This is a genomic window from Oceanicella sp. (assembly GCF_056449545.1).
Genome location: NZ_JBWOMN010000027.1, coordinates 58,938 through 78,961, shown reverse-complemented (window position 1 = coordinate 78,961; position 20,024 = coordinate 58,938). Strand labels below are relative to the sequence as shown.

General features: G+C 69.0%; 17 protein-coding genes. 5 read left to right on the top strand and 12 right to left on the bottom strand.

The genetic code is table 11. The annotated features are described in order from the left end of the window. Window positions 1-147 precede the first annotated feature (147 nt). Together AC1HC7_RS04740 and AC1HC7_RS04735 are read left to right on the top strand one after the other, a co-directional pair. Complete coding sequence (locus tag AC1HC7_RS04740; protein WP_479495932.1) at window positions 148-516, top strand: DUF2794 domain-containing protein; 369 nt, start codon at window positions 148-150, stop codon at window positions 514-516. Window positions 517-551: 35 nt separating this feature from the next. Beyond that, window positions 552-1,127, top strand: coding sequence for a hypothetical protein (locus AC1HC7_RS04735; RefSeq protein WP_479495931.1), 576 nt, complete (start codon window positions 552-554; stop codon window positions 1,125-1,127). On the opposite strand, the gene rnr is transcribed toward AC1HC7_RS04735, so the two are convergent. The 12 genes from rnr to hmgA all read right to left on the bottom strand — a co-directional run bounded on the left by rnr (window position 1,124) and on the right by hmgA (window position 17,743). After that, the gene (gene rnr / locus AC1HC7_RS04730) at window positions 1,124-3,412 is read right to left on the bottom strand and encodes a ribonuclease R (protein WP_479495930.1); all 2,289 of its coding nucleotides are present in this window, start codon (window positions 3,410-3,412) and stop codon (window positions 1,124-1,126) included. The two genes, AC1HC7_RS04735 and rnr, sit on opposite strands and share 4 nt — an antisense overlap. Before the next feature lie 9 nt (window positions 3,413-3,421). Continuing rightward, window positions 3,422-4,219: a CE1 family esterase gene (locus AC1HC7_RS04725; RefSeq protein WP_479495929.1), complete on the bottom strand. Its 798-nt coding sequence runs from the start codon at window positions 4,217-4,219 to the stop codon at window positions 3,422-3,424. 148 nt (window positions 4,220-4,367) lie between these two features. Next, the gene (gene topA, locus AC1HC7_RS04720; RefSeq protein ID WP_479495928.1) at window positions 4,368-7,196 is read right to left on the bottom strand and encodes a type I DNA topoisomerase; all 2,829 of its coding nucleotides are present in this window, start codon (window positions 7,194-7,196) and stop codon (window positions 4,368-4,370) included. 321 nt (window positions 7,197-7,517) lie between these two features. Further along, window positions 7,518-8,660, bottom strand: coding sequence for a DNA-processing protein DprA (gene dprA, locus AC1HC7_RS04715; RefSeq protein WP_479495927.1), 1,143 nt, complete (start codon window positions 8,658-8,660; stop codon window positions 7,518-7,520). A gap of 35 nt (window positions 8,661-8,695) precedes the next feature. Further along, window positions 8,696-9,358: a glycerol-3-phosphate 1-O-acyltransferase PlsY gene (gene plsY, locus AC1HC7_RS04710; RefSeq protein ID WP_479495926.1), complete on the bottom strand. Its 663-nt coding sequence runs from the start codon at window positions 9,356-9,358 to the stop codon at window positions 8,696-8,698. Then, window positions 9,355-10,641: a dihydroorotase gene (gene pyrC, locus AC1HC7_RS04705; RefSeq protein ID WP_479495925.1), complete on the bottom strand. Its 1,287-nt coding sequence runs from the start codon at window positions 10,639-10,641 to the stop codon at window positions 9,355-9,357. Before pyrC ends, plsY begins: the two co-directional genes overlap by 4 nt. Beyond that, window positions 10,638-11,600 (bottom strand): aspartate carbamoyltransferase catalytic subunit, encoded by a 963-nt coding sequence (locus tag AC1HC7_RS04700; RefSeq protein ID WP_479495924.1) that lies wholly within the window; start codon window positions 11,598-11,600, stop codon window positions 10,638-10,640. The genes pyrC and AC1HC7_RS04700 overlap by 4 nt, the downstream gene beginning before the upstream one ends. Before the next feature lie 549 nt (window positions 11,601-12,149). Beyond that, entirely contained in the window at window positions 12,150-12,404 is a 255-nt protein-coding gene (locus tag AC1HC7_RS04695; RefSeq protein WP_479495923.1) for a DUF2783 domain-containing protein, read from the bottom strand. A gap of 26 nt (window positions 12,405-12,430) precedes the next feature. After that, on the bottom strand, window positions 12,431-13,993 hold the full coding sequence (locus AC1HC7_RS04690) for an FAD-dependent oxidoreductase (RefSeq protein ID WP_479495922.1): 1,563 nt from the start codon (window positions 13,991-13,993) through the stop codon (window positions 12,431-12,433). 59 nt (window positions 13,994-14,052) lie between these two features. Continuing rightward, window positions 14,053-15,003 carry an MBL fold metallo-hydrolase gene (locus tag AC1HC7_RS04685; protein ID WP_479498733.1) on the bottom strand — a complete coding sequence of 317 codons (951 nt, stop codon included), beginning with the start codon at window positions 15,001-15,003 and terminating at the stop codon, window positions 14,053-14,055. Between the two features lie 4 nt (window positions 15,004-15,007). Further along, complete coding sequence (gene fahA / locus AC1HC7_RS04680; protein WP_479495920.1) at window positions 15,008-16,291, bottom strand: fumarylacetoacetase; 1,284 nt, start codon at window positions 16,289-16,291, stop codon at window positions 15,008-15,010. Window positions 16,292-16,381: 90 nt separating this feature from the next. Then, a complete protein-coding gene (gene hmgA / locus AC1HC7_RS04675; RefSeq protein WP_479495919.1) occupies window positions 16,382-17,743 on the bottom strand; it encodes a homogentisate 1,2-dioxygenase in 1,362 nt (453 codons plus the stop codon). Window positions 17,744-17,829: 86 nt separating this feature from the next. Here hmgA and AC1HC7_RS04670 point away from each other — a divergent pair, with 86 nt between their 5' ends. The 3 genes from AC1HC7_RS04670 to AC1HC7_RS04660 all read left to right on the top strand — a co-directional run bounded on the left by AC1HC7_RS04670 (window position 17,830) and on the right by AC1HC7_RS04660 (window position 19,977). Beyond that, window positions 17,830-18,327, top strand: coding sequence for a MarR family winged helix-turn-helix transcriptional regulator (locus tag AC1HC7_RS04670; RefSeq protein ID WP_479498732.1), 498 nt, complete (start codon window positions 17,830-17,832; stop codon window positions 18,325-18,327). A gap of 183 nt (window positions 18,328-18,510) precedes the next feature. Continuing rightward, window positions 18,511-19,134 carry a glutathione S-transferase family protein gene (locus AC1HC7_RS04665; protein ID WP_479495917.1) on the top strand — a complete coding sequence of 208 codons (624 nt, stop codon included), beginning with the start codon at window positions 18,511-18,513 and terminating at the stop codon, window positions 19,132-19,134. Between the two features lie 153 nt (window positions 19,135-19,287). Next, window positions 19,288-19,977 (top strand): aquaporin, encoded by a 690-nt coding sequence (locus AC1HC7_RS04660; RefSeq protein WP_479498731.1) that lies wholly within the window; start codon window positions 19,288-19,290, stop codon window positions 19,975-19,977. The last annotated feature ends 47 nt before the right edge of the window (window positions 19,978-20,024 follow it).

Genomic DNA, 20,024 nt, shown 5'->3' with positions numbered 1-20,024 from the left:
TCTCCCTGTCTGGCCTTCGCGCCGAGCTAAAGGCGCGCCGCGCCCGCTGGCAAGCGGGAAACGCCTGCGCGCGGCGCCGATCCCGCATGGCGGCGCCCGCCAATCGCATCACTTGCCAATCCGCCCGCCGCCGTTGCAAGCTGGAGCATGGATTTTCCGACGCCTTTTGATTCCCCCGCCCATGGCGCGTCGGCGACCAGCCGCCGCCAACCCGACCTCGTCGCCTTTCACCGCACCGAACTGAGCGTGATTCTCACCGTTTACGGGCGCATGGTGGCGGCGGGCGAATGGAAGGATTACGCCATCGACCACCTGCGCGACGCGGCGGTGTTCTCGATTTTTCGCCGCGCCTCGGAACACCCGGTCTACCGGGTCGAGAAACACCCCAAACACGCCGGGCGTCAGGGCCAGTACAGCGTGATCGCCATGGATGGGCGGATCCTGAAACGCGGCCATGACCTGCGCCGGGTGATGCGGGTGTTCGACCGTCAGCTGATCCGCGCGGTGGATAGATAGACTTTGTTTCCGAAACTCGATTGATGGAGAATGACATGTCCGATCTCGACGCCGAGGGGCTGTTGAAAGCCCTTGCCAGGGGACTCGCCAACGCAGCGACGCAGGGCGCCGGCGGCCTGTCCGGTTACGAACGCATGGCTGGTCACCAGATCGCCCCCTGGACCCGCGGCCTTCAATTCACCTGGATCTGGGAAGACCGCGGCTTGAAATGGAAGGGGTACGAGCAGTTCTGGTTTTTCCGGGGCACGCGCGAATACCACCTCGTCTATGTGCCGTTCTTCTGGCGAAACAAGCGGGAATTTTCGGATTTCGAAAAGACATTCATCAAGCGCGCCTTGAAAAAGAATCCGGTCATGTCGCAAAGCGAATTCGCGGCGCGCGGCCGGGCCTTCAAGCGCAAGCTGTTTCTGGGGTCGTTTCAGGGACCGCTGGTCGGGGCCGTGGCGGGCGGCGGCGGCGTCGCGGCGGGGGTTGCGACGGTGCTGGACAAAGTCAGCAAGGTCGACAGCTGGATCGACATCGTGAAATGCGAATCCGGCGACGCCGACAGCTGCGTGAAGGTGATCGCCGGCTTCGCCATGGACGGCGTCAAGGCGTCGGGCGGCGACTAGCGCCGCCTGTCCCGCCGCGCCATCTTCGCGCGTTTCAGCTTCGCCGCGCCCAGCTTGCGCCGCGGGGCCTTGCCGCGCGGCGCGGCGCCGGGTTTGCCGCCCTTGCCGCGCGAAGATCGCGCCAGGCGATCGCCCTCGACGCCGAGCAGTTCGAACAGCAGCCCGCCGGTCACCGGCACGGCCTCGGCCAGGCGCACCGTGGCGCGCTGACCAAGCCCGATCACCCGGCCGCTGCGATCGCCGGTGAGGGTCTGGGCCTCCGGGTCGTGGTGAAAATACTCCTGCCCCAGCGACGATATGGGGATCAGCCCGTCGGCGCCGGTGTCGTCAAGCTTCACGAACAGCCCGAAACGCGCCACTCCGGCGACGCGGCCCTCGAATTCCTGGCCGACGCGATCCGCCAGAAACGCCGCCAGATAGCGATCGACGGTGTCGCGCTCGGCGGTCATCGATCGCCGCTCGGTGAAGGAGATATGCTCGGCCGTCTCCGCCAGCGCCTCGGCCTCCTCGAGGCTCTGCCCGTCGCGCCGCGCGTCCGGCCCCCAGCCATGGGCCGAGATCAGCGCCCGGTGCACGATCAGGTCGGCGTAGCGGCGGATCGGCGAGGTGAAATGCGCGTAGCGGCGCAGCGCCAGCCCGAAATGGCCGAAGTTTTCCGGCGAATAATAGGCCTGGGTCTGGGCGCGCAGCACGCTGAGATTGATCAGTTCGGCGAATTCCGTCCCCGCCGCCTGTTCCAGCAGCCGGTTGAAATGCGCGGTCCTGATCCCCTGCCCTTTCGGCATCACCAGCCCGCAGGCCTCGGCCACCTCGCGCAGGGCGTCGAGCTTTTCGGCGCCCGGCTCCTCATGCACGCGGTAGATCAGCGCCCGGCGCCTGTCTTCGAGCGTCTCGGCGGCGCAGACATTGGCGAGGATCATGAATTCCTCGATCAGCCGGTGCGCGTCGAAGCGGTCGCGAAAGGCGATGGCCGCAACCTCGCCGGCATCATCCAGCACCACCTTGCGTTCGGGCAGGTCCAGCGCCAGCGGCTGGCGCCTTTCGCGGGCGCGCCGGGCGGCGCCATAGGCCGCGAACAGCGCCTTGATCTGCGCCAGCAGCGGTTCGGTCCGCGCATCCGGCGCGCCGTCCGCCGCCGCCTGCGCCTGTTCGTAGGTCAGCGAGGCCGCCGAACGCATCATCGCGCGGACGAAACGATGCCCGCGCCTGGCGCCGTCGGCGCCCAGCACCATGCGCAGGGCGATGCAGGGGCGGTCCTCGCCCTCATGCAGCGAACACAGGCCCGCCGACAGCGCCTCGGGCAGCATCGGGGCGACGCGATCGGGGAAATAGCTGGAATTGCCGCGATTGCGCGCCTCGCGGTCCAGCGCCGAACCGGGGCGGGCGTAGTGGGCCACGTCGGCGATGGCGACCCAGACCACATGGCCGCCGGGATTTTCGGGGTCGTCATCGGCCATGGCGCAGACCGCGTCGTCGTGATCGCGCGCATCCGCCGGGTCGATGGTCAGCAGCGCCAGGGCGCGCAGATCCTCGCGCTTGCCCAGCGGCGCCGGTTGCGCGGCGGCGGCCTCGGATTCGGCCTCGGGCGAGAAGTCAAGCGGGATGCCCTGTTCGTGGATGGCGATCAGCGACACCGCGCGCGCCGCCGACGGATCGCCGAGGCGTTCGACCACCCGGGCGCGGGGCAGCCCGTAGCGGGCGCGCTCGGCGGCGAGGATCTCGCCGCGCACCAGTTCGCCATCCTTCGCGCCGCCGGCCTGACCGTGGGGCACCAGCCATTCCTTGGCCTCGCGCTTTGACACCGGCAGGATGCGGTCGCCGTCATCGCCGATGCGGAACACCCCCAGCACCCGGCGCGCCCCGGCGCCGATGCGCCGGATCAGGCGGCCTTCGTAGCGGTGATCGTCGCCCTCCACCGGACTGATGCGGCACAGCAGGCGGTCGCCGCCGCCGATCGCCGGGTCGCCCTTGCGCGGCACGTAGAGCACCCGCGGCGCGGCGCCCTCGCCCTCCCAGCCCTGGGGCGTCGCGAAAATGTCGCCGGCGCCGTCGGGGCCGTCCGCGATCAGCACCGTGACCGGCGGCAGATGGCCGGGAACGCCATGGCTGCGGCGCGGGCGCTTTTCGATCTCGCCCGCGGCGTGCAATTCCTTCAGCACCCGCTTGAGCTGGATCCGGTCCTGGCCCTTGAGGTGAAAGGCGCGCGCGATCTCGCGCTTGCCCGAGGCGCGCGGGTTGTCGCGAACCCAGGCGAGGATTTCGTCTTTGGTGGGGAATCTGCGCATCCGCCGCCCTTAGCGTCTGGCGAGAGATTCGAACAGCGACGAAATCACCTTCGTCGCGTCGGGCGCCCCGGCCAGCGGCCCGTATTTGCCGATCGCCTTCTTCGGATTCCCGGGATAGCGCGCGCCCGGCCAGTGATGCCCGGCGCCGACGATGCCGTAATGCAGCAGGGGCGCGCGGCAGGCGGCGTAGATCCGGCGGCGCACCCAGTTGACGTTCCCGCCGTCGCCGGGCATGCGGGTTTCGGCGAACCCGGCGCAGCCGTTGCGCCCCGAAGCCAGCCCCATGGCCCGGTTGACCGAGGCCGCGGCGCCGATCCCGACGCGCAGCCTGGGGCCGACCCGTCCGCCCTGATAGGGCGTCGCCTTGTCTTCGAGCCCATGGAAAAACACCAGCGGCAGCGGGGTCTTGTCCTGGCAGTAATAGCCCACGGGATAGGTGGCCATGACCATGGCGGCGCCCGCGTAGGGATAGGCGGGTTCGCAGATCAGGCGCTGGACCATCAACCCGCCCTCGCCCATGCCGACCAGAAACACCCGGCGCGGATCGGCGAGGTTTTCCGCCGCCAGCCGATCGACGAGCGCGGCGATGAACCCCACGTCGTCGGCGGCGTTTTCCTGAATGCCGGAGCGGGTTTTCCGGCCGACATTCCACAGCCGATCCTCGCCGCGCGGCCAGGCCAGCGTCCAGCCCTTTTCGGCCAGATCGAACCCGGCGAGGCGGCGCAGATCTTTCACCCGCTGGCCGGCGTCGTGAAACAGGATCAGCAGCGGCGGCGGCCGGACGGGCGCGGCCTCGCCCTGAAACACGGCCTCGACATGGGCCGTGCGCGCGCCGGTCGCGGTCTCGATCTCGATTTTCTCGAAATAGACTTTTCCGGCGCTTTTCTCGGCCGCGCCCGCCGGCGCGGCGATCAGCAGCGCCAGCGCCGCGTATCGCCAGAGACGACGCAGGGGGTCAGCCCTCGTCCATCGCGTCGGCCTCTTGCTTTTTGGCCGCGGGCTTCCTGGCCGCCGCCTTCCTGGCCGCGGGCTTCCTGGCCGTCGTCTTCTTGGCCGTCGTCTTCTTGGCAACCGCCTTCTTCGCCGCCGGCGTCTTCTTCGCGGCGGGCTTTTTCGCGGTCTTCTTCTTCGGGGCCTTGGCGGCGATCAGGTCCAGCGCCTGCTCCATGGTCACCGTGGCGGGGTCCATTTCCTTGGGCAGGGTGGCGTTGACCTTGGCCCATTTCACGTAAGGTCCGTAGCGCCCGTCCAGAACGTTCACCGGCCCGCCATCGGGGTGTTCGCCCAGTTCGCGCAGCGGTTTCGCCGCCGAGCGCCCGCCGCGCCCGGCGGCCTTCTGGGCGATCAGTTCGACGGCCCGGTTCATGCCGATGGTGAAAACCTCCTCGGCGTCCTTGAGGTTGGCGTAGATGCGCTTCGGCTTGCCGGTCTCGCCCTCGGCAAGCGGGATCTCGCGCATCACATAGGGGCCGAAACGGCCGAGCGCCGCCTCCACCTTGCCGCCCTCGGGATGTTCGCCGACAAGGCGGGGCAGCGACAGCAATTCCACGGCGCGCGCCAGATCCAGCGTCGCGGGATCCATGCCCTTGGGCAGGGAGGCGCGTTTGGGCTTGTCCTTGCTGTCCGGGTCCTGTTCGCCGCGCTGCACATAGGGGCCGAAGCGCCCGGTGCGCAGGGTGATCGCGTCGCCCGCGTCCTCGCCCAGCAGCTTGCCGTCAGGGCCGATGGCGTCGCCGCCTTCCAGTTCGCCCGACATCGGGCGCGTGTAGCGGCATTCGGGATAGGCCGAGCAGCCGATAAAGGCCCCGCCCGAGCGCGCCGTGCGCATGGACAGCCGTCCCTTGCCGCAATTGGGGCAAAGGCGCGGGTCCGATCCGTCCTCGCGCGGGGGGAACAGATGCGGCTCCAGCACCTCGTTGATCTTTTCCAGCACCTCGGTGATGCGCAGATCCTTGGTTTCGGCGATGGCGCCGGAAAAATCGCGCCAGAAATCGCCCAGAAGCGCCTTCCAGTCGGCCTTGCCGTCGGAGACCAGATCCAGCTCGCGTTCCAGATTGGCGGTGAAATCATAGCCCACGTATTTGCGGAAATAGTTTTCCAGAAACGCCGTGACCAGCCGGCCCTTGTCCTCGGGGATCAGGCGGTTCTTGTCCTTGCGGACATATTCGCGGTCCTGGATCGTGGTGACGATGGAGGCGTAGGTCGAGGGCCGGCCGATGCCCAGCTCCTCCATGCGCTTGACCAGCGTCGCCTCGGTGTAGCGCGGCGGCGGCTGGGTGTGATGCTGCTGACCGATCACCGCGTCCTTGCCGGCGCTGATCCCGCCCTGGGCGCGGCGCAGATCGCCCGCCGGGCTTTCGTCGATCACCGCGTCCGCCTCGCCGAGGATCTTCGCGAACGCCTCCGCCAGTCCGCCCGGGGCCAGCGGCGCCGGGTCGCCGTCATGGATCACCGGCAGGCGGCCGTCATCCTCGGCCTCGGGCAAGGCGGCGCCGGGGGCGAGGTAGCCGGCGTCGTCGCGCCCCTCCGAATAGACTTTCAGAAACCCGTCGAAGACGATCACCTGTCCCGAGGCGCGCAGGCCCACCTCGCCGTCGTCGGAGCGGATCTCGACGGTGGTGCGTTCAAGCTTGGCCGCCGCCATCTGGCTGGCGATGGTGCGCTTCCAGATCAGGTCGTAGAGCTTGCGCTGGTCGGGTTCCAGCTTGCCCAGCGCGCCGGCGTCGCGGGTCATGTCGGTGGGGCGGATGCATTCATGGGCTTCCTGGGCGTTCTTCACCTTGTTCTTGTACATGCGCGGCGATTTGGGCACGTAGGCGTCGCCGTAGCGGTTCTTGATGGCGTCGCGCGCCGCCATCACCGCCTCGGGCGCCATGTCGATGCCGTCGGTGCGCATATAGGTGATGTAGCCGGATTCATACAGCCGCTGCGCCGTGCGCATGGCCTGCTGGGCGCCCATGCCGAATTTGCGGCTCGCCTCCTGCTGCAGGGTCGAGGTCATGAAGGGGGCCGAGGGATTGCGCGCGCCGGGCCTGGCCTCGACCGAGGCGACGGAAAGGTCGCGCGACACCACCGCCTGCACCGCCAGTTCCGCCTTGGCGGCGCTGTCGAGGTCGAATTTTTCCAGCTTCCTGGCCCCGAGCACCGTCAGCCGGGCCAGGTATTGCGCGCCGCGCGGGGTCTTGAGCATGGCCCGCACGGTCCAGTATTCGCGGGGGCGGAAGGCCTCGATCTCCATCTCGCGCTCGACGATCAGGCGCAGGGCCACCGATTGCACGCGCCCGGCGGATTTGGCCCCGGGCAGCTTGCGCCACAGCACCGGGCTGAGGTTGAAGCCCACCAGATAATCGAGCGCGCGGCGCGCCAGATAGGCCTCCACCAGCTCCATGTCGATGTCGCGGGGGTTGCTCATCGCCTCGGTGACCGCGGATTTGGTGATGGCGTTGAACACCACGCGCTCCACCGGGGTGGTCTTTTTCAGGGCGCGGCGCTTGCGCAGGGCTTCGAGCAGGTGCCAGGAAATCGCCTCGCCCTCGCGGTCCGGGTCGGTGGCGAGGATCAGCGTGTCGTCGTCCTTCAGCGCCTCGGCGATGGCGCGCACGTGTTTCTGGGCCTTGGAATCGACCTCCCATAGCATCTCGAAATCATGCTCGGGATCGACGGAGCCATCCTTGGGCGGCAGGTCGCGCACATGCCCGTAGGAGGCCAGCACCGTGTAGTCATCGCCCAGATACCGGTTGATCGTCTTGGCTTTGGCTGGGGATTCGACAACGACGACGGCCATGAATCGAGGCTCCTGAAATGAGGTCCGGGGCGGGCGAAGAACCGCTTCCGGGCGGCGCAGGACCATGGGCGACAGGCGCAGTTCTTGTCAATCGCCAGTCTGACGCGGCGCAGCGCCGGCGATATGGCGCCGCAACAGGGCCACATGATGGCGGCGCGACGGGACCCGCATGCGCGTGGCGTTTCGCGCGGCCTTCGGCCTTGAGGGTCTGGCGCCCGATCCGCGGCCCCGCGCGCCAGACCGCCGAGCCCCGAACTGGCGCGAGAGGCGATCAGTCGGGCGATCAGTCGGGGGGCTGTCGGGGGGGGGCTGTCGGGGGGATCAGTCGGGGAGAAGGGCCAGCATGCCGCCGGGGCGGCGGTCGAGTCGGCCGGCCAATTCCAGTTCCAGCAGCGCGTCGGCCAGCGCGCCGAGCCTGGCGCCGGTGAGGCGGGCGAGCTCGTCCTCCTCGACCGGCGCGAGGCCCAGCAGCCGGGCCACGTCGGCGCGCAGGGTCTCGTCGACGCCGGGCGCCGCGGCGGCGGGGCGTTCGAAGGCGGCGCCGGCCTCCTCCAGCCCCGCGGGCGGCATCAGGTTGGCCAGCGCCTCGATCACGTCGGCGGCGTCGCGCACCAGCGTCGCGCCCTGACGGATCAGCATGTTGCAACCGCCGGAACGCGGATCGAGCGGCGCGCCGGGCGCCGCCATCACCTCGCGCCCCTGCTCCACCGCGAATCGCGCGGTGATCAGCGATCCCGATCGTTCGGCCGCCTCGACCAGCGCCACGCCCTGCGCGAGCCCGGCGATGATGCGGTTGCGGCGCGGAAAATGCCGGGCGTGGGGTTCGAGCCCGATGGGCGCCTCGGACACCACCACGCCGCGCTCGCGCAGCGCATGGGTCAGATCGGCGTTTTCGGCCGGGTAGATCACGTCGACCCCGCCCGCCACCACCGCCGCGGCCCCGCTGTCCAGAGAGGCGCGATGCGCGGCGGCGTCAACCCCGCGCGCCAGCCCCGAAACCACGACATAGCCCGCCGCCCCGAGATCGGCGGCCAGGTCCCGCGCCATGCGCAGCCCCAGCGCCGAGGCGTTGCGCCCGCCCACCAGCGCCACCGCCGGGCGGGTGAGCAGCGCGGCGTTGCCCAGCACCCATAGAAACGGCGGCGGATCGGGGATGCGGGCCAGCGATTCGGGGTATTCCGGCGCGCCGTGCAGCAGCATGCGCGCGCCCGCCTCGCGCGACGCGAGGATTTCGCGCTCCGCCTGTTCCGGCGAACAGATCTGGTATTGCCGCGCGCCGCCGCGCGCCGCCGTGCCCGGCAGCGCGTTCAACGCCCGCCGCGCGCTGCCATGGCGGCGCATCAGCGCATGGAAGGTCGAGGGCCCCACATTGCGGCTGCGCGCCAGGCGCACGATGTCGAACGGGTCGTCGCCATGGCTGCGCCCGGCGGGGCCGGCTGAGGAAAATTCGTAACGGGCCTGCATGGCGCCAGAAAGCCCCGCGCGCGGTTAAGTCCGGGTTAACCGCGCCTGGATTCGCCGCCCAGCGAGATGCGGCTTTCGGTCCCGCGCAGCAGGCGGGCGATGTTGGCGTGGTGGCGCAGCCAGCACAGCGCCGCCAGCAGGCCGATCACCAGCACCGCGCCGAAATCGCCCAGCAGCCACAGCCAGACCGGCCCCGAGGCCACCGCCGCCAGCGCCGCCAGCGAGGAAAACCGGAACGCGAACGCCACCGCCAGCCACGTGGCGCAGGCCGCCAGCCCGGCCCAGAAATTCACCGCCAGCAGCAGCCCCAGAAAGGTCGCCACCCCCTTGCCGCCGCGAAACCGCAGCCAGACCGGGAACAGATGCCCCAGAAAGGCCCCGGCGCCGGCCAGCAGGCTGGCGTCCTCGCCCCAGCCGGCGAACAGCAGCACCGCGACCGCGCCCTTGGACCCGTCCAGCAGCAGCGTCGCCAGCGCCGCCTTTTTCGAACCGGTGCGCAGCACGTTGGTGGCCCCGATATTGCCCGAACCGATGCGGCGCAGATCGCCCAGCCCCATCAGCCGCGAAATCAGCACCCCGAACGGAATCGAGCCGATCAGATAGCCAAGCCCCAGCGCGCGCAGCAGATACGGCGCGGCCGCCGCCAGCCCCGGCGCCGCGGCGTCGGTGAACAGCGCGCGGATGTATTCGGGGATCATGGCGCGCCCCGCTGATAGACGGTTTCGCCGCCGACGATGGTGCGCAGCGCATAACCCTGCATGCGGCGCAGATCGAACGGCGTGTTGCGCGAGCGCGAGCGCAGCGTCGCGCGGTCCAGCACATACGGCGCGTCCGCGTCGAACAGCACCAGATCGGCGGGCGCCCCCGGCGCGAGCCGCCCGCCCTCAAGCCCCAGCAGCCTTGCCGGCGCCAGGCTGAGCCGCGCGAACAGCCCCGGCAGGTCGATCTCGCCGTTATGCACCATCTGCAGCGATGCGGGCAGCAGGGTCTCCAAGCCCACCGCGCCATGGGCGGCCTGTTCGAAGGGCAGGCGCTTCAGCTCCTCGTCCTCGGGCTTGTGGGACGAGGTCACCACGTCGATCAGCCCCGAGCCGACGGCATCGACCAGCGCCGCGCGGTCGGCTTCGGCGCGCAAGGGCGGGTCGAACTTGAAGAAGCTGCGGTAATCGTCCACGTCAAGCTCGTTCAGGGTCAGGTGATGCACCGAGGCCCCCGCCGTCACCGGCAGGCCCTTGTCCTTGGCGCGGGCCAGAACATCGAGCGCGCCGGCGGTCGAGAGCATGTCGGCGTGGTAGCGGGCGCCGGTGAGTTCGACCAATGCGATGTCGCGCTCCAGCATCATGCGCTCGGCGATGGCCGGCGCCCCGGGCAGGCCGAGCTTGGTGGCGAAGAAGCCCTCGGTGACGCAACCGGCGGCGGCAAAGGTCGGGTCCTGCGGGTGATGCACCACCAGCGCGCCGAGCGATCTGGCGTAGGCGAGGCAGCGGCGCATGACCACCGGGTCGCTCAGCGCCCGGTCGCCGTCGGTGAAGGCGACCGCGCCGGCGTCGCGCAGGAACCCCATCTCGGACATCTGGCGCCCGTCGAGACCGCGGGTGAGCGCGCCCATGATGCGGACCCGGACGGCGCAGACCTCGGCGGCGCGGCGCTCGATGAACTCGATCATCGCCGGATCGTCGATCGGGGGCGCGGTGTCGGGCTGGGCGACGATGGTCGTGACCCCCCCGGCGGCGGCGGCGAGCCCGCCGGTGCGGTAGCTTTCCTTGTGGCGCGCGCCCGGTTCGCCGATGAACACCCGCATGTCGATGATGCCCGGCGCCAGCGGCTTGCCGTGGCAGTCGATGATCGCGGCGCCGGCGGGCGGGTCGAACGCGCCGCGCGCGGCGATGCGCCCGTCGGCGATCAGCAGGTCGCCGAGGGCCTCGGATCCGGCCTCGGGGTCGATCAGGCGGGCGTTGCGCAGCAGGGTCGGTCCGGTCATGACGGCGCCCCCGGAATGTTGCGCGCCAGAAGATCCATCACCGCCATGCGCACGGCGACGCCCATTTCGACTTGTTCGGCGATCATGGAGCGATCCTCGTCATCGGCGACAAGGCTGTCGATCTCGACGCCGCGATTCATCGGGCCGGGATGCATGACGATGGCGTCGGGCTTGGCGTGGGCGAGCTTCTGATGATCAAGCCCGAAGCGGTGGAAATATTCGCGCCGGGAGGGCACGAAGGCGCCGTCCATGCGTTCCTGCTGCAGACGCAGCGTCATCACCACGTCGGCGCCCGCCAGCCCCTGGGCCATGTCGTGGAACACCTCGACCCCGTAGCGGTCGATGTCCGGGGGCAGCAGGGTCGGCGGGGCGATCACCCGCACCCGGTTTTCCATCTGCCCGAGCAGGATCATGTTGGAGCGCGCCACCCGGCTATGGGCCACGTCGCCGCAGATCGCCACGGTAAGGCGGTGCAGCCGCCCCTTGCGCCGCCTTATGGTCAGCCCGTCGAGCAGCGCCTGCGTCGGGTGTTCGTGGCGCCCGTCGCCGGCGTTCACCACCGCGCAATTGACCTTCTGGGCCAGCAGCGCCACCGCGCCGGAATGCTGGTGACGCACCACGATGATGTCGGGATGCATGGCGTTGAGCGTGGTGGCGGTGTCGATCAGGGTCTCGCCCTTGGCGATGGAGGAGGTCTTCACCGACATGTTCATCACGTCCGCGCCCAGCCGTTTGCCCGCCAGTTCGAAGCTCGCCTGGGTGCGGGTGGAGTTTTCGAAGAACAGGTTGATCTGGGTGAGCCCGCGCAGCGTGGAGGTCTTCTTGTCGCGCCGCCGGTTCTGGGCCACGTAGCGGTCGGCGAGGTCGAGCACGGCCCGGATGTCCGCGGCGCTCAGCCCCTCGATTCCCAATAGATGGCGGTGGGGGAAAACGTCCTCGGTGCTGTCGTCGGGCGCCATGCGCGATCTCCCTGTGCCCGGGCCTCGCTGTCGCGCTTATAGGCGCCGGGGGGCGTCGCGGCAAGGCCGCGCGCGGCGTCCGCCGGGGGTTTTTCAGGGGCCCGCAGGCGCGCGGCGCGAGGTTCATGGGCGCGCGGCGCGGGGGCCATGGGCGCGCAGCGCCGAGGGGGGGGTGGTCCCGCCTCCATTGGGGGACAGAGGCGGGACCTGAGCCCGGTCGGGTGCGACGCCGGTTCGCTGACCGCCGTTCCGCAAACGCCCGAAAATCGGGGCGACTGGGGATCGGTTCGACGGGTCGCTGCGCAGGGATGGGGATCAGTGAACGCGCCACGCGGTGTTTCACATTACGCCAAGCATACCTACGGGGTGCAACGCCCCTGCGCCCGGCGTCTCCGGGCGTGGCGGCTATTGCATGGCGCCAATGGGTGCGCAAGCAAGAGATTGTCACATCGGGAGCTGACGTAACGTCACCCGACCGCCGGGTTCAACCCGGGTTCAGACAGGCGCGGCGGCGGTCATCCTGGGCTAACAGGTTAACGGGGGGTCGGCTCAGGCGGAGGCCTTGGCAAGCGCCAGCGCCTCGCGCAGCGCTGAATCGTCCCCGACGTGATTCGCGAGGATCAAAATCAATCTTGCATTGAACGCGTGGCTCTCGGATTCGCTCAACCCGGCATGGGCCGCGAGCAGCGCCGCGTAGAACCCGTCCTGATCGGCGATGTTGGGCCCGGTCCGGAGTGCGGCGTCGGGGGCGCTGTCGGGGGCGCTGTCGGGGGCGGCGTCGGGGGCGGCGTCGGCTGGCGGCATGGCGGCTGTCCTTTCGCTGAGGGCGCTCAATGGCCCATGGCGCGGCGCAGGGCGGCTTGGGCCCCGGCGGGGTCGTAGTCGGTCCAGCGCGCGGCCACATGCTGATCGGGGCGGATCAGATAGACCGCCGCCGGGGCCTCGCCCAGATAGCGCGCGGCGATTTCCGGGCCCGGATGGTCGATGCGCAGCGTCCGGGCGCCCGCAAGCGCCGCGTCGCAATTGAGCGCCAGCAACGTGAAACCGTCGCCAAGCCGGCCCAGCAGCCAGTCGCGTTCCAGCGGCGCGTCGGGGCACGGGGCCCCGGGGCGCGACTGCGCCGGCAGGCCGGGCGCGTCGGGGCCGTTCAGCGCCAGCCCGTCATAGGTGCAGGGCAGCGACAGCCGCCCGGAATTGACCATGGAGCGCGCGAAGGGCGCATGCGCCGCCAGCGCCAGCACCGAATCGCGAAACAGACGCTCGACGCCGCTGCGCGGCGACATGAAATTCGTCGAGCGCGAGGAATTCAGGATGTTTTCATCCGACCCGAAGGTGCGTTCGTCGCTGTAGCTCTGCAGCAGCCCCGGCCCGGCCTCGCCGGCCAGAACCGCCGTCAGCTTCCAGCCCAGATTGTCCAGATCCTGCATCCCGGCATTGCCGCCGCGCGCTCCGAAGGGCGAGACCACATGGGCGCTGTCGCCCACGAAGATCACCCGGTCATGGACGAATTTTTCCAGGCGGCGGCACTGGAACGTGTAGATCGAGGTCCAGTCGAGCTTGAAATCCCGATCCCCGACCACTTTCCGGATGCGCGGCAGGATGTTTTCCTCGCGGCTTTCCACGTCCGGATCCGCGTCCCAGCCCAGTTGCAGGTCGATGCGATAGATGTCGTCGGGCTGCTTGTGCAGCAGGGCCGACTGGCCGTTGTGGAACTCCGGCTCGAACCAGAACCAGCGTTCCGAGGGGAAGTCGGCCTTCATCTCGATATCGGCGATCAGGAAGCGTTCCTCAAACAGCACGCCCTCGAACTCCAGCCCCATCATGTCGCGGATGGCGCTTTTGGCGCCGTCGCAGGCCAACAGGTATTCGGTTTCGAGTTCGTATTCCCCGTCAGGGGTTTGCACGGTGACGTTGACGTGATCTTCGGCCTGTTTCATGGCCACGAGCTTGTTCTTGAAGCGCAGGTCGATCAGGTCCGGGAAATCCTGGCAGCGTTCGACCAGATACTGTTCCACGTAGTATTGCTGGAGGTTGATGAAGGCGGGCATCTTGTGGCCGGCCTCGGGCAGAAGGTCGAAATTGTAGACCTCCTTGTCGCGGTGATGGGTGCGCCCGACCTTCCAGGTCACGCCTTTTTCGACCATGCGTTCGCCAACGCCGAGCCGGTCGAAAATCTCCAGCGCCCGCTTGGACCAGCAGATGGCGCGCGACCCCACCGACACCACGTTGTTGTCGTCCAGAACCACCGAGGCCACGCCCCTCAGCGCCAGATCTATGGCCATGCCGAGCCCGATCGGCCCGGCCCCGACGATCGCCGCCCGGTGGCGCGGCTCGGGGTTTCCGGCCAGCGCGGGCGGGGTGCGATAGGGGAATTCTTCGTAGCGGTAGCGCATGACGGCTCCTTCCGGCGCGCGCTCGCCGGGGGGGGGGGAGAGCGCGCCTTGGCTGGTCCTCAACCCTGCAGATCGGCCCACATCTTCAGATCCCGCTCGGCGGTCCAGATGCGCGGCGTGTCCATGCCCAGCGCCTCGTCATAGGCGCGCGCCACGTTGAAGGGCAGGCAGTGTTCGTAGATCGCATAGTCGGCGAATTTCGGGTCGCATGCGGCGCGCACCGCGTCCCAGGCTTCCTTCAGGGACCCGCCGCGCGCGGCCACCGCCGCCGCCGGGCGATAGGTGGAGTCGACGAAATCGCGGGTGCTCTCGATCGCGGCCTTCACCATGTCGTCGCCGACCAGCGCGTCGCCGCGCCCCGGCGCGATGGCGCGGGGGCGGTAGGCGGCGATGGCGTCCAGCGTGGCGGACCAATCGGCGAAATGCCCGTCGCCGCAATAGCATGCGGACTTGTATTCAACGATGTCGCCGGTGAACATCACGCCCTCGTCGCCCACCCAGGCGACGATGTCGCCGGCGGTGTGCGCGCGGCCCAGATGCATCAGGTCCACCCGGCGCTTGCCCAGATACACCGTCATCTTGTCGGTGAATGTCATGGTCGGCCAGGTGAGTCCCGGGATGCTTTCGTGGCCCTCGAACAGGCGCGGGAAACGGCCGAATTCGCTGTCCCAGTCCTCCTGCCCGCGCTCGGCCACCATGGCGCGGCATTTTTCGGACGCGATGACCTGCTCGGCGCCATAGGCCGAGGCCCCGAGCACCCGCACCGCGTGGTAATGGCTCAGCACCACGTATTTGATCGGCTTGTCGGTGACGCCGCGGATTTTCTCCACCACCATGTTGGCGAGCCGCGGGGTCGCCTGCGCATCCACGATCATCACGCAATCGTCGCCGATGATCACCCCGGTGTTGGGGTCGCCTTGCGCCGTGAAGGCCCAGAGATCGCGGCCCACCTCGGTGAAGCTGATCTTCTTTTCGGTGAGGTCGCCTTGCGACGCGAATGCCTTGGCCATGTGCTCAGGACTCCCATTTGGCGGCGTCGAGCGCCGGGGTGATCTTTCCGACGCATTCGCCGAAACCGATGCGGTGGCCGTCGCCCTGCGCGTAGCCGGTGAGGGTCATGACGTCGCCGTCCTCGATGAAGGTCCGGGTCTCGCCGCCGTCGAGCGTCAGCGGGTCCTTGCCGCCCCAGGTCAGTTCCAGCAGCGAGCCGCGCTCGGCCTTCGTCGGGCCGGATATGGTGCCCGAGCCCAACAGGTCGCCGGTGCACATCTCGCAGCCGCCGATGGCGTGGTGGCAAAGCTGCTGCGCCGGGGAATAATACAGCTGATTCATGTTGGTGCGGGCAATGGTGGTGGCGGGCTTTCCGTCCGGCGCCATGGCGATTTCGAGCCTGATGTCATAGCCCATGGGGCGGGGTTCGCGCAGATAGGGCAGCAGCGGGACCTCGCGCTCCGGCGTGGCGCTGCGAAAGGGTTCAAGCGCCGCCTTGGTCACCACCCAGGGGCTGATCGTGGTCGCGAACACCTTGGCCTGAAACGGCCCCAGCGGCTGGTATTCCCAGGCCTGAATGTCGCGCGCCGACCAGTCGTTGAGGATGACATACCCAAAGATCATGTCATCGGCTTCCTGCACGGTGACGGGCGCGCCCATGGCGTTGCCGGTCCCGATCACGGTTCCCATCTCCAGTTCGATGTCGAGCCGCTTGCAGGGGCCGAAATGCGGCGCGTCGGCGGCGGGCGGCTTCAGCTGGCCCAGCGGGCGGCGGATCTCGGCGCCGCTGACCACCACCGTCGAGGCGCGGCCGTTATAGGCGATGGGGATGTGCAGCCAGTTCGGCGGCAGGGCGTTGTCCTTGCCGCGAAACATCTCGCCGACGTTTTGCGCGTGGTTGCGGCCCGAATAGAAATCGGTGAATTCCGAGACCCCGAACGGCATGTGCAGCGTGGCCTCGGCCAGCGGGACCAGCGCGGCGGCGCGCAGCTCGGCATTGTCGCGCAGCGCCCGGTCGCCGCCGTCGCGCAGCAAATCCGTGAGCCGGGCGCGGATGGCGTTCCAGACCGGGGCGCCCAGTTCCATGAAATCATTGAGGAAGGGCATGTCGAAGACATAGGCCGCCTCGCTCGGCTCGATCAGCCCGGAGTCTTCGAGCGCGGCGAGGTCCAGCGCCATGTCGCCGATGGCGACGCAGCAGCGCGGGGGTTCGTCGGCGACCGAGAACACCCCGTAGGGCAGGTTCTGGATGGGGAAATGGGTTTGCGGCGTGTTGGCGCTTTCCACCCAGCTTTTCAGATCGGACATTTGGACTTCCTTGCGAGGCGAGGCCGGCCCCGCCGCAACGGGGCCGCGCTTGACGAAAGACGGCGCGCGCCGGGGCGCGCCGGGCGCAGCCTACTTGCGCCCGGGGGCGCCGTCGAATTTCTTTTCCAGCCCCTCCCAGCATTCCACGTAGTCGTCCTGAAGCGGCGCTTCATGCGCGGCGTAGCGGGTCAGATGCTGGGGGAAGCGGGTCTCGATCATGAAGGACATGGTGTTGGACAGCCGCGTCGGGGTCATGGGTTCGTTCGAGGCGTGCTCGAAGGCCTGCGGATCCGGGCCATGGGGGATCATCATGTTGTGCAGCGAAATGCCGCCGGGCACGAAGCCCTCTGGCTTGGCGTCGTAGATTCCGTAGATGTTGCCCATCAGCTCGGACATGATGTTCTTGTGATACCAGGGCGGGCGGAAGGTGTCCTCGGCCGGCAGCCAGCGTTCGGGGAAGATCACGAAATCGATGTTGGCGGTGCCCTCGACGCCCGAGGGCGCGGTCAGCACGGTGAAGATCGACGGGTCGGGATGGTCGAACATCAGCGCGCCCACGGGCGAGAACGTGCGCAGGTCGTATTTGCACGGCGCGTAGTTGCCGTGCCAGGCCACCACGTCCAGCGGGCTTTGCCCGACGAAGGTTTCGTGGAACTGGCCGCACCACTTGATGATGACCCGCGAGCGGGTTTCCTTGTCCTCGAACGCCGCCACCGGGGTCTTGAAGTCGCGCGGATTGGCCAGGCAGTTGGCGCCGATCGGCCCCCTGCCCGGCAGCGTGAACTTGGCGCCGTAGTTTTCGCAGACGAAGCCGCGCGACGGGCCGTCGGGCAGGGTCACCTTGAAAATCATGCCGCGGGGCAGGATGGCGATCTCCAGCGGCTGCACATGCATGATGCCCAGCTCGGTGAAAATCTCGACGGCGCCGGTCTGGGGGATGACCATGAACTCCGAATCCGCGGAATAGAAATATTCGTCCTCCATGTCGGCGTTGGCGAGATAGGTGTGCACCGCCAGCCCCACCTGGGTGTTCACGTCGCCCGCGGTGGTCATGGTGCGCATGCCGGTGAGAAAGGTCTGCGCCTCGCCGGTGTCGGGCGCCGGGTCCCAGCGATACTGGCCCAGCGACTGGATGTGATCGTCGATGCAGGGCGCGGATTTCCAGTACGGCAGGTCGATGCGCGAAAACCGCGCCACGTGTTTCACCGACGGGCGGATGCGATAGCACCAGGTGCGTTCGTTCTGGTCCCGGGGCGCGGTGAAGGGCGTGCCGGACAGCTGTTCGGCATAAAGCCCGTATTCGCATTTCTGGGGTGAATTGCGCCCCTGGGGCAGCGCGCCGGGCAGCGCCTCGGTTTCGAAGTCATTGCCGAAACCGGGCATGTAGCCGGTGTTGGGGCCGGTGGGGGACGGGGCCTGGATGACGGTCGAGGGCTGGGTTTGCTTGTTCACGGCGACACTCCTCCTCGGCGCGCTTGCGCCGCTGCCAAATTGCGAGCATGGTCTGTCCACGCCCTGTGTCATTGCAAATGAAACGAATGTCAAGCTTCGATCTGGACCGATTTCTGCCCTACCGGCTCGCCGTGCTCGCCAGCGCGGTCAGCGGCGACCTGTCGCGGATATACGGGGCCGAGCACGGCATCTCGATTGCCGAATGGCGGGTGCTGGCGCATCTCACGCAGAACGACCGGGTGTCGGTGCGCGAGATCCACGCGCGGGTGATGATGGACAAGTCCAAGGTGTCGCGCAGCGCCGCGCGGCTGGTGCAGGCGGGGCTGGTGATAAAGGCGGAGGATGCCGGCGACAAGCGGCTGGTGTCGCTGTCGCTGACCGCGAAGGGGCGCCGCCTGATGGCGCGGATCACCCCCCGCGCGCTGGATTTCGAGGCCGAGCTGGTCGCCGCCCTGACCCCCGACGAGGCCGCCGGGCTGAACGCCGCCATCGACCGGCTGCTGGCGTTGCGCGCCGCGCGGGCCAGCGACGGGGGGGGCGACGCGCGGGCCAGCGACGGGGGGGGCGACGGCGCGCCGACCTGACGCCCCCCTTCACCGCCCGCCCCCATGCCCCCATGCGGACGGCCGCCGCTCATCCCGGCGCCGCGCCCGCTGCCGGGTGCGCCCATCTCCCGCCCCCTTTGCGGGCTGACCCCACGTCGCGCTTGACTCCATCGCGCCGCGCCGCAGGTCTGGGGGCGACGATCCTCGATCAGGAGCCCCGCGATGCCCGCCTACAAGATCATCGGCCACCCTCGCAGCCGCGCCCTGCGCGTGATGTTGATGCTCGAGGAACTCGGGCAGGACTACGAGATCGCCGCCGCCCCCCCGCAATCCGAGGCCGCGCGCGCCGCCAACCCCTTCGGCAAGATCCCGGCGCTGCAGGTGGATGGCGAAACGCTGATCGATTCGGTGGCCATCGTGCAGTATCTCGCCGACGCCCACGGCCAGTGCACCGCCCCGGCCGGCGCCATCGCCCGCGCCAGGCAGGACGCCTGCACCCAGTTCTGCGTCGACGAGATCGAAGGCGCGCTGTGGACCGCGACCAAGCACCTGCACATTCTGCCCGAGAATCTGCGCGTTCCGGCTGTGATCGAAAGCTGCCGCTTCGAATTCGACCACGCCATGCGCGGGCTGGAACGGCGGCTCGGCGACAAGCCCTATGTCATGGGCGATGAGTTCACCGTGCCCGACCTGCTGATCGGCCATTGCGCCGGCTGGGCCAAGCTGCTGCTGAACTGGCCCCTGCCCGAGGGCCCGGTCGCCGACTACATCGCCCGCCTGCGCCAGCGCCCGGCCAACATGCGCACCATGCGCCGCGCGGCGGAGGTGATCGCCGCGGCGGGCTGAGCCAGCGGCCCAGAGACCAAGCGGCCCCGCGCCGGTTTTGACGCCGGTCATCGGTGCGGCGCGGCTGACGCAATCCCGTCGCTATTTGGTCGCGATCCGGGATTACTGACCGATCCTGAACGCGGATTTCATCCAGATCAGGAAAATAACGTCATGAAGAAACCCCTCGCAGAATTCATCGGAACTTTTACTTTGGTGTTCCTCGGCTGCGGCGCTGCGGCGATCGCGGGCGGCGAATACGGCACGCTCGGCATCGCGTTCGCCTTCGGCTTCGCGCTGATCGCCATGGCCTACGCCATCGGGCCGGTCTCGGGCTGTCACATCAACCCGGCGGTGTCGCTTGGGGCGTTTCTTGCCGGGCGCATGCCCGTCGGCGATCTGCTGTCTTATGTCATCGCGCAGTTTCTCGGCGGCCTCGCCGGGGCCATCGTGCTGACGCTGATCGTGTCGGGGCGGATCGAGGCCTACGACATCGCCGTGGACGGGCTGGGGCAGAACGGCTGGGGCGCGGGCTATGGCGGCGGCTACGGAATGGCCGCGGCCTTCGTGTTTGAAACCGTCGCCACATTCCTGTTTCTGCTGGTGATTCTCGGATCCACCCAGACCGGGGCGCCGGCGGCCATGGCCGGGCTGGCCATCGGTCTCAGCCTGGTGGTCATCCATCTGGTGGGCATCAGGGTCACCGGCGTGTCGGTGAATCCGGCGCGCAGCTTCGGCCCCGCGCTGCTGGTCGGCGGGCAGGCCATGGCGCAGCTGTGGCTGTTCATCGTCGCGCCGTTGCTGGGCGCGGCGGCGGCCGGGCTGCTGGTGCGCACCGGCCTGCTGGACCGCGACCCCGACTGACCCCGACTGACACCGATATCGGCGCAGCCGCGCCGCCCGGCAAGGCG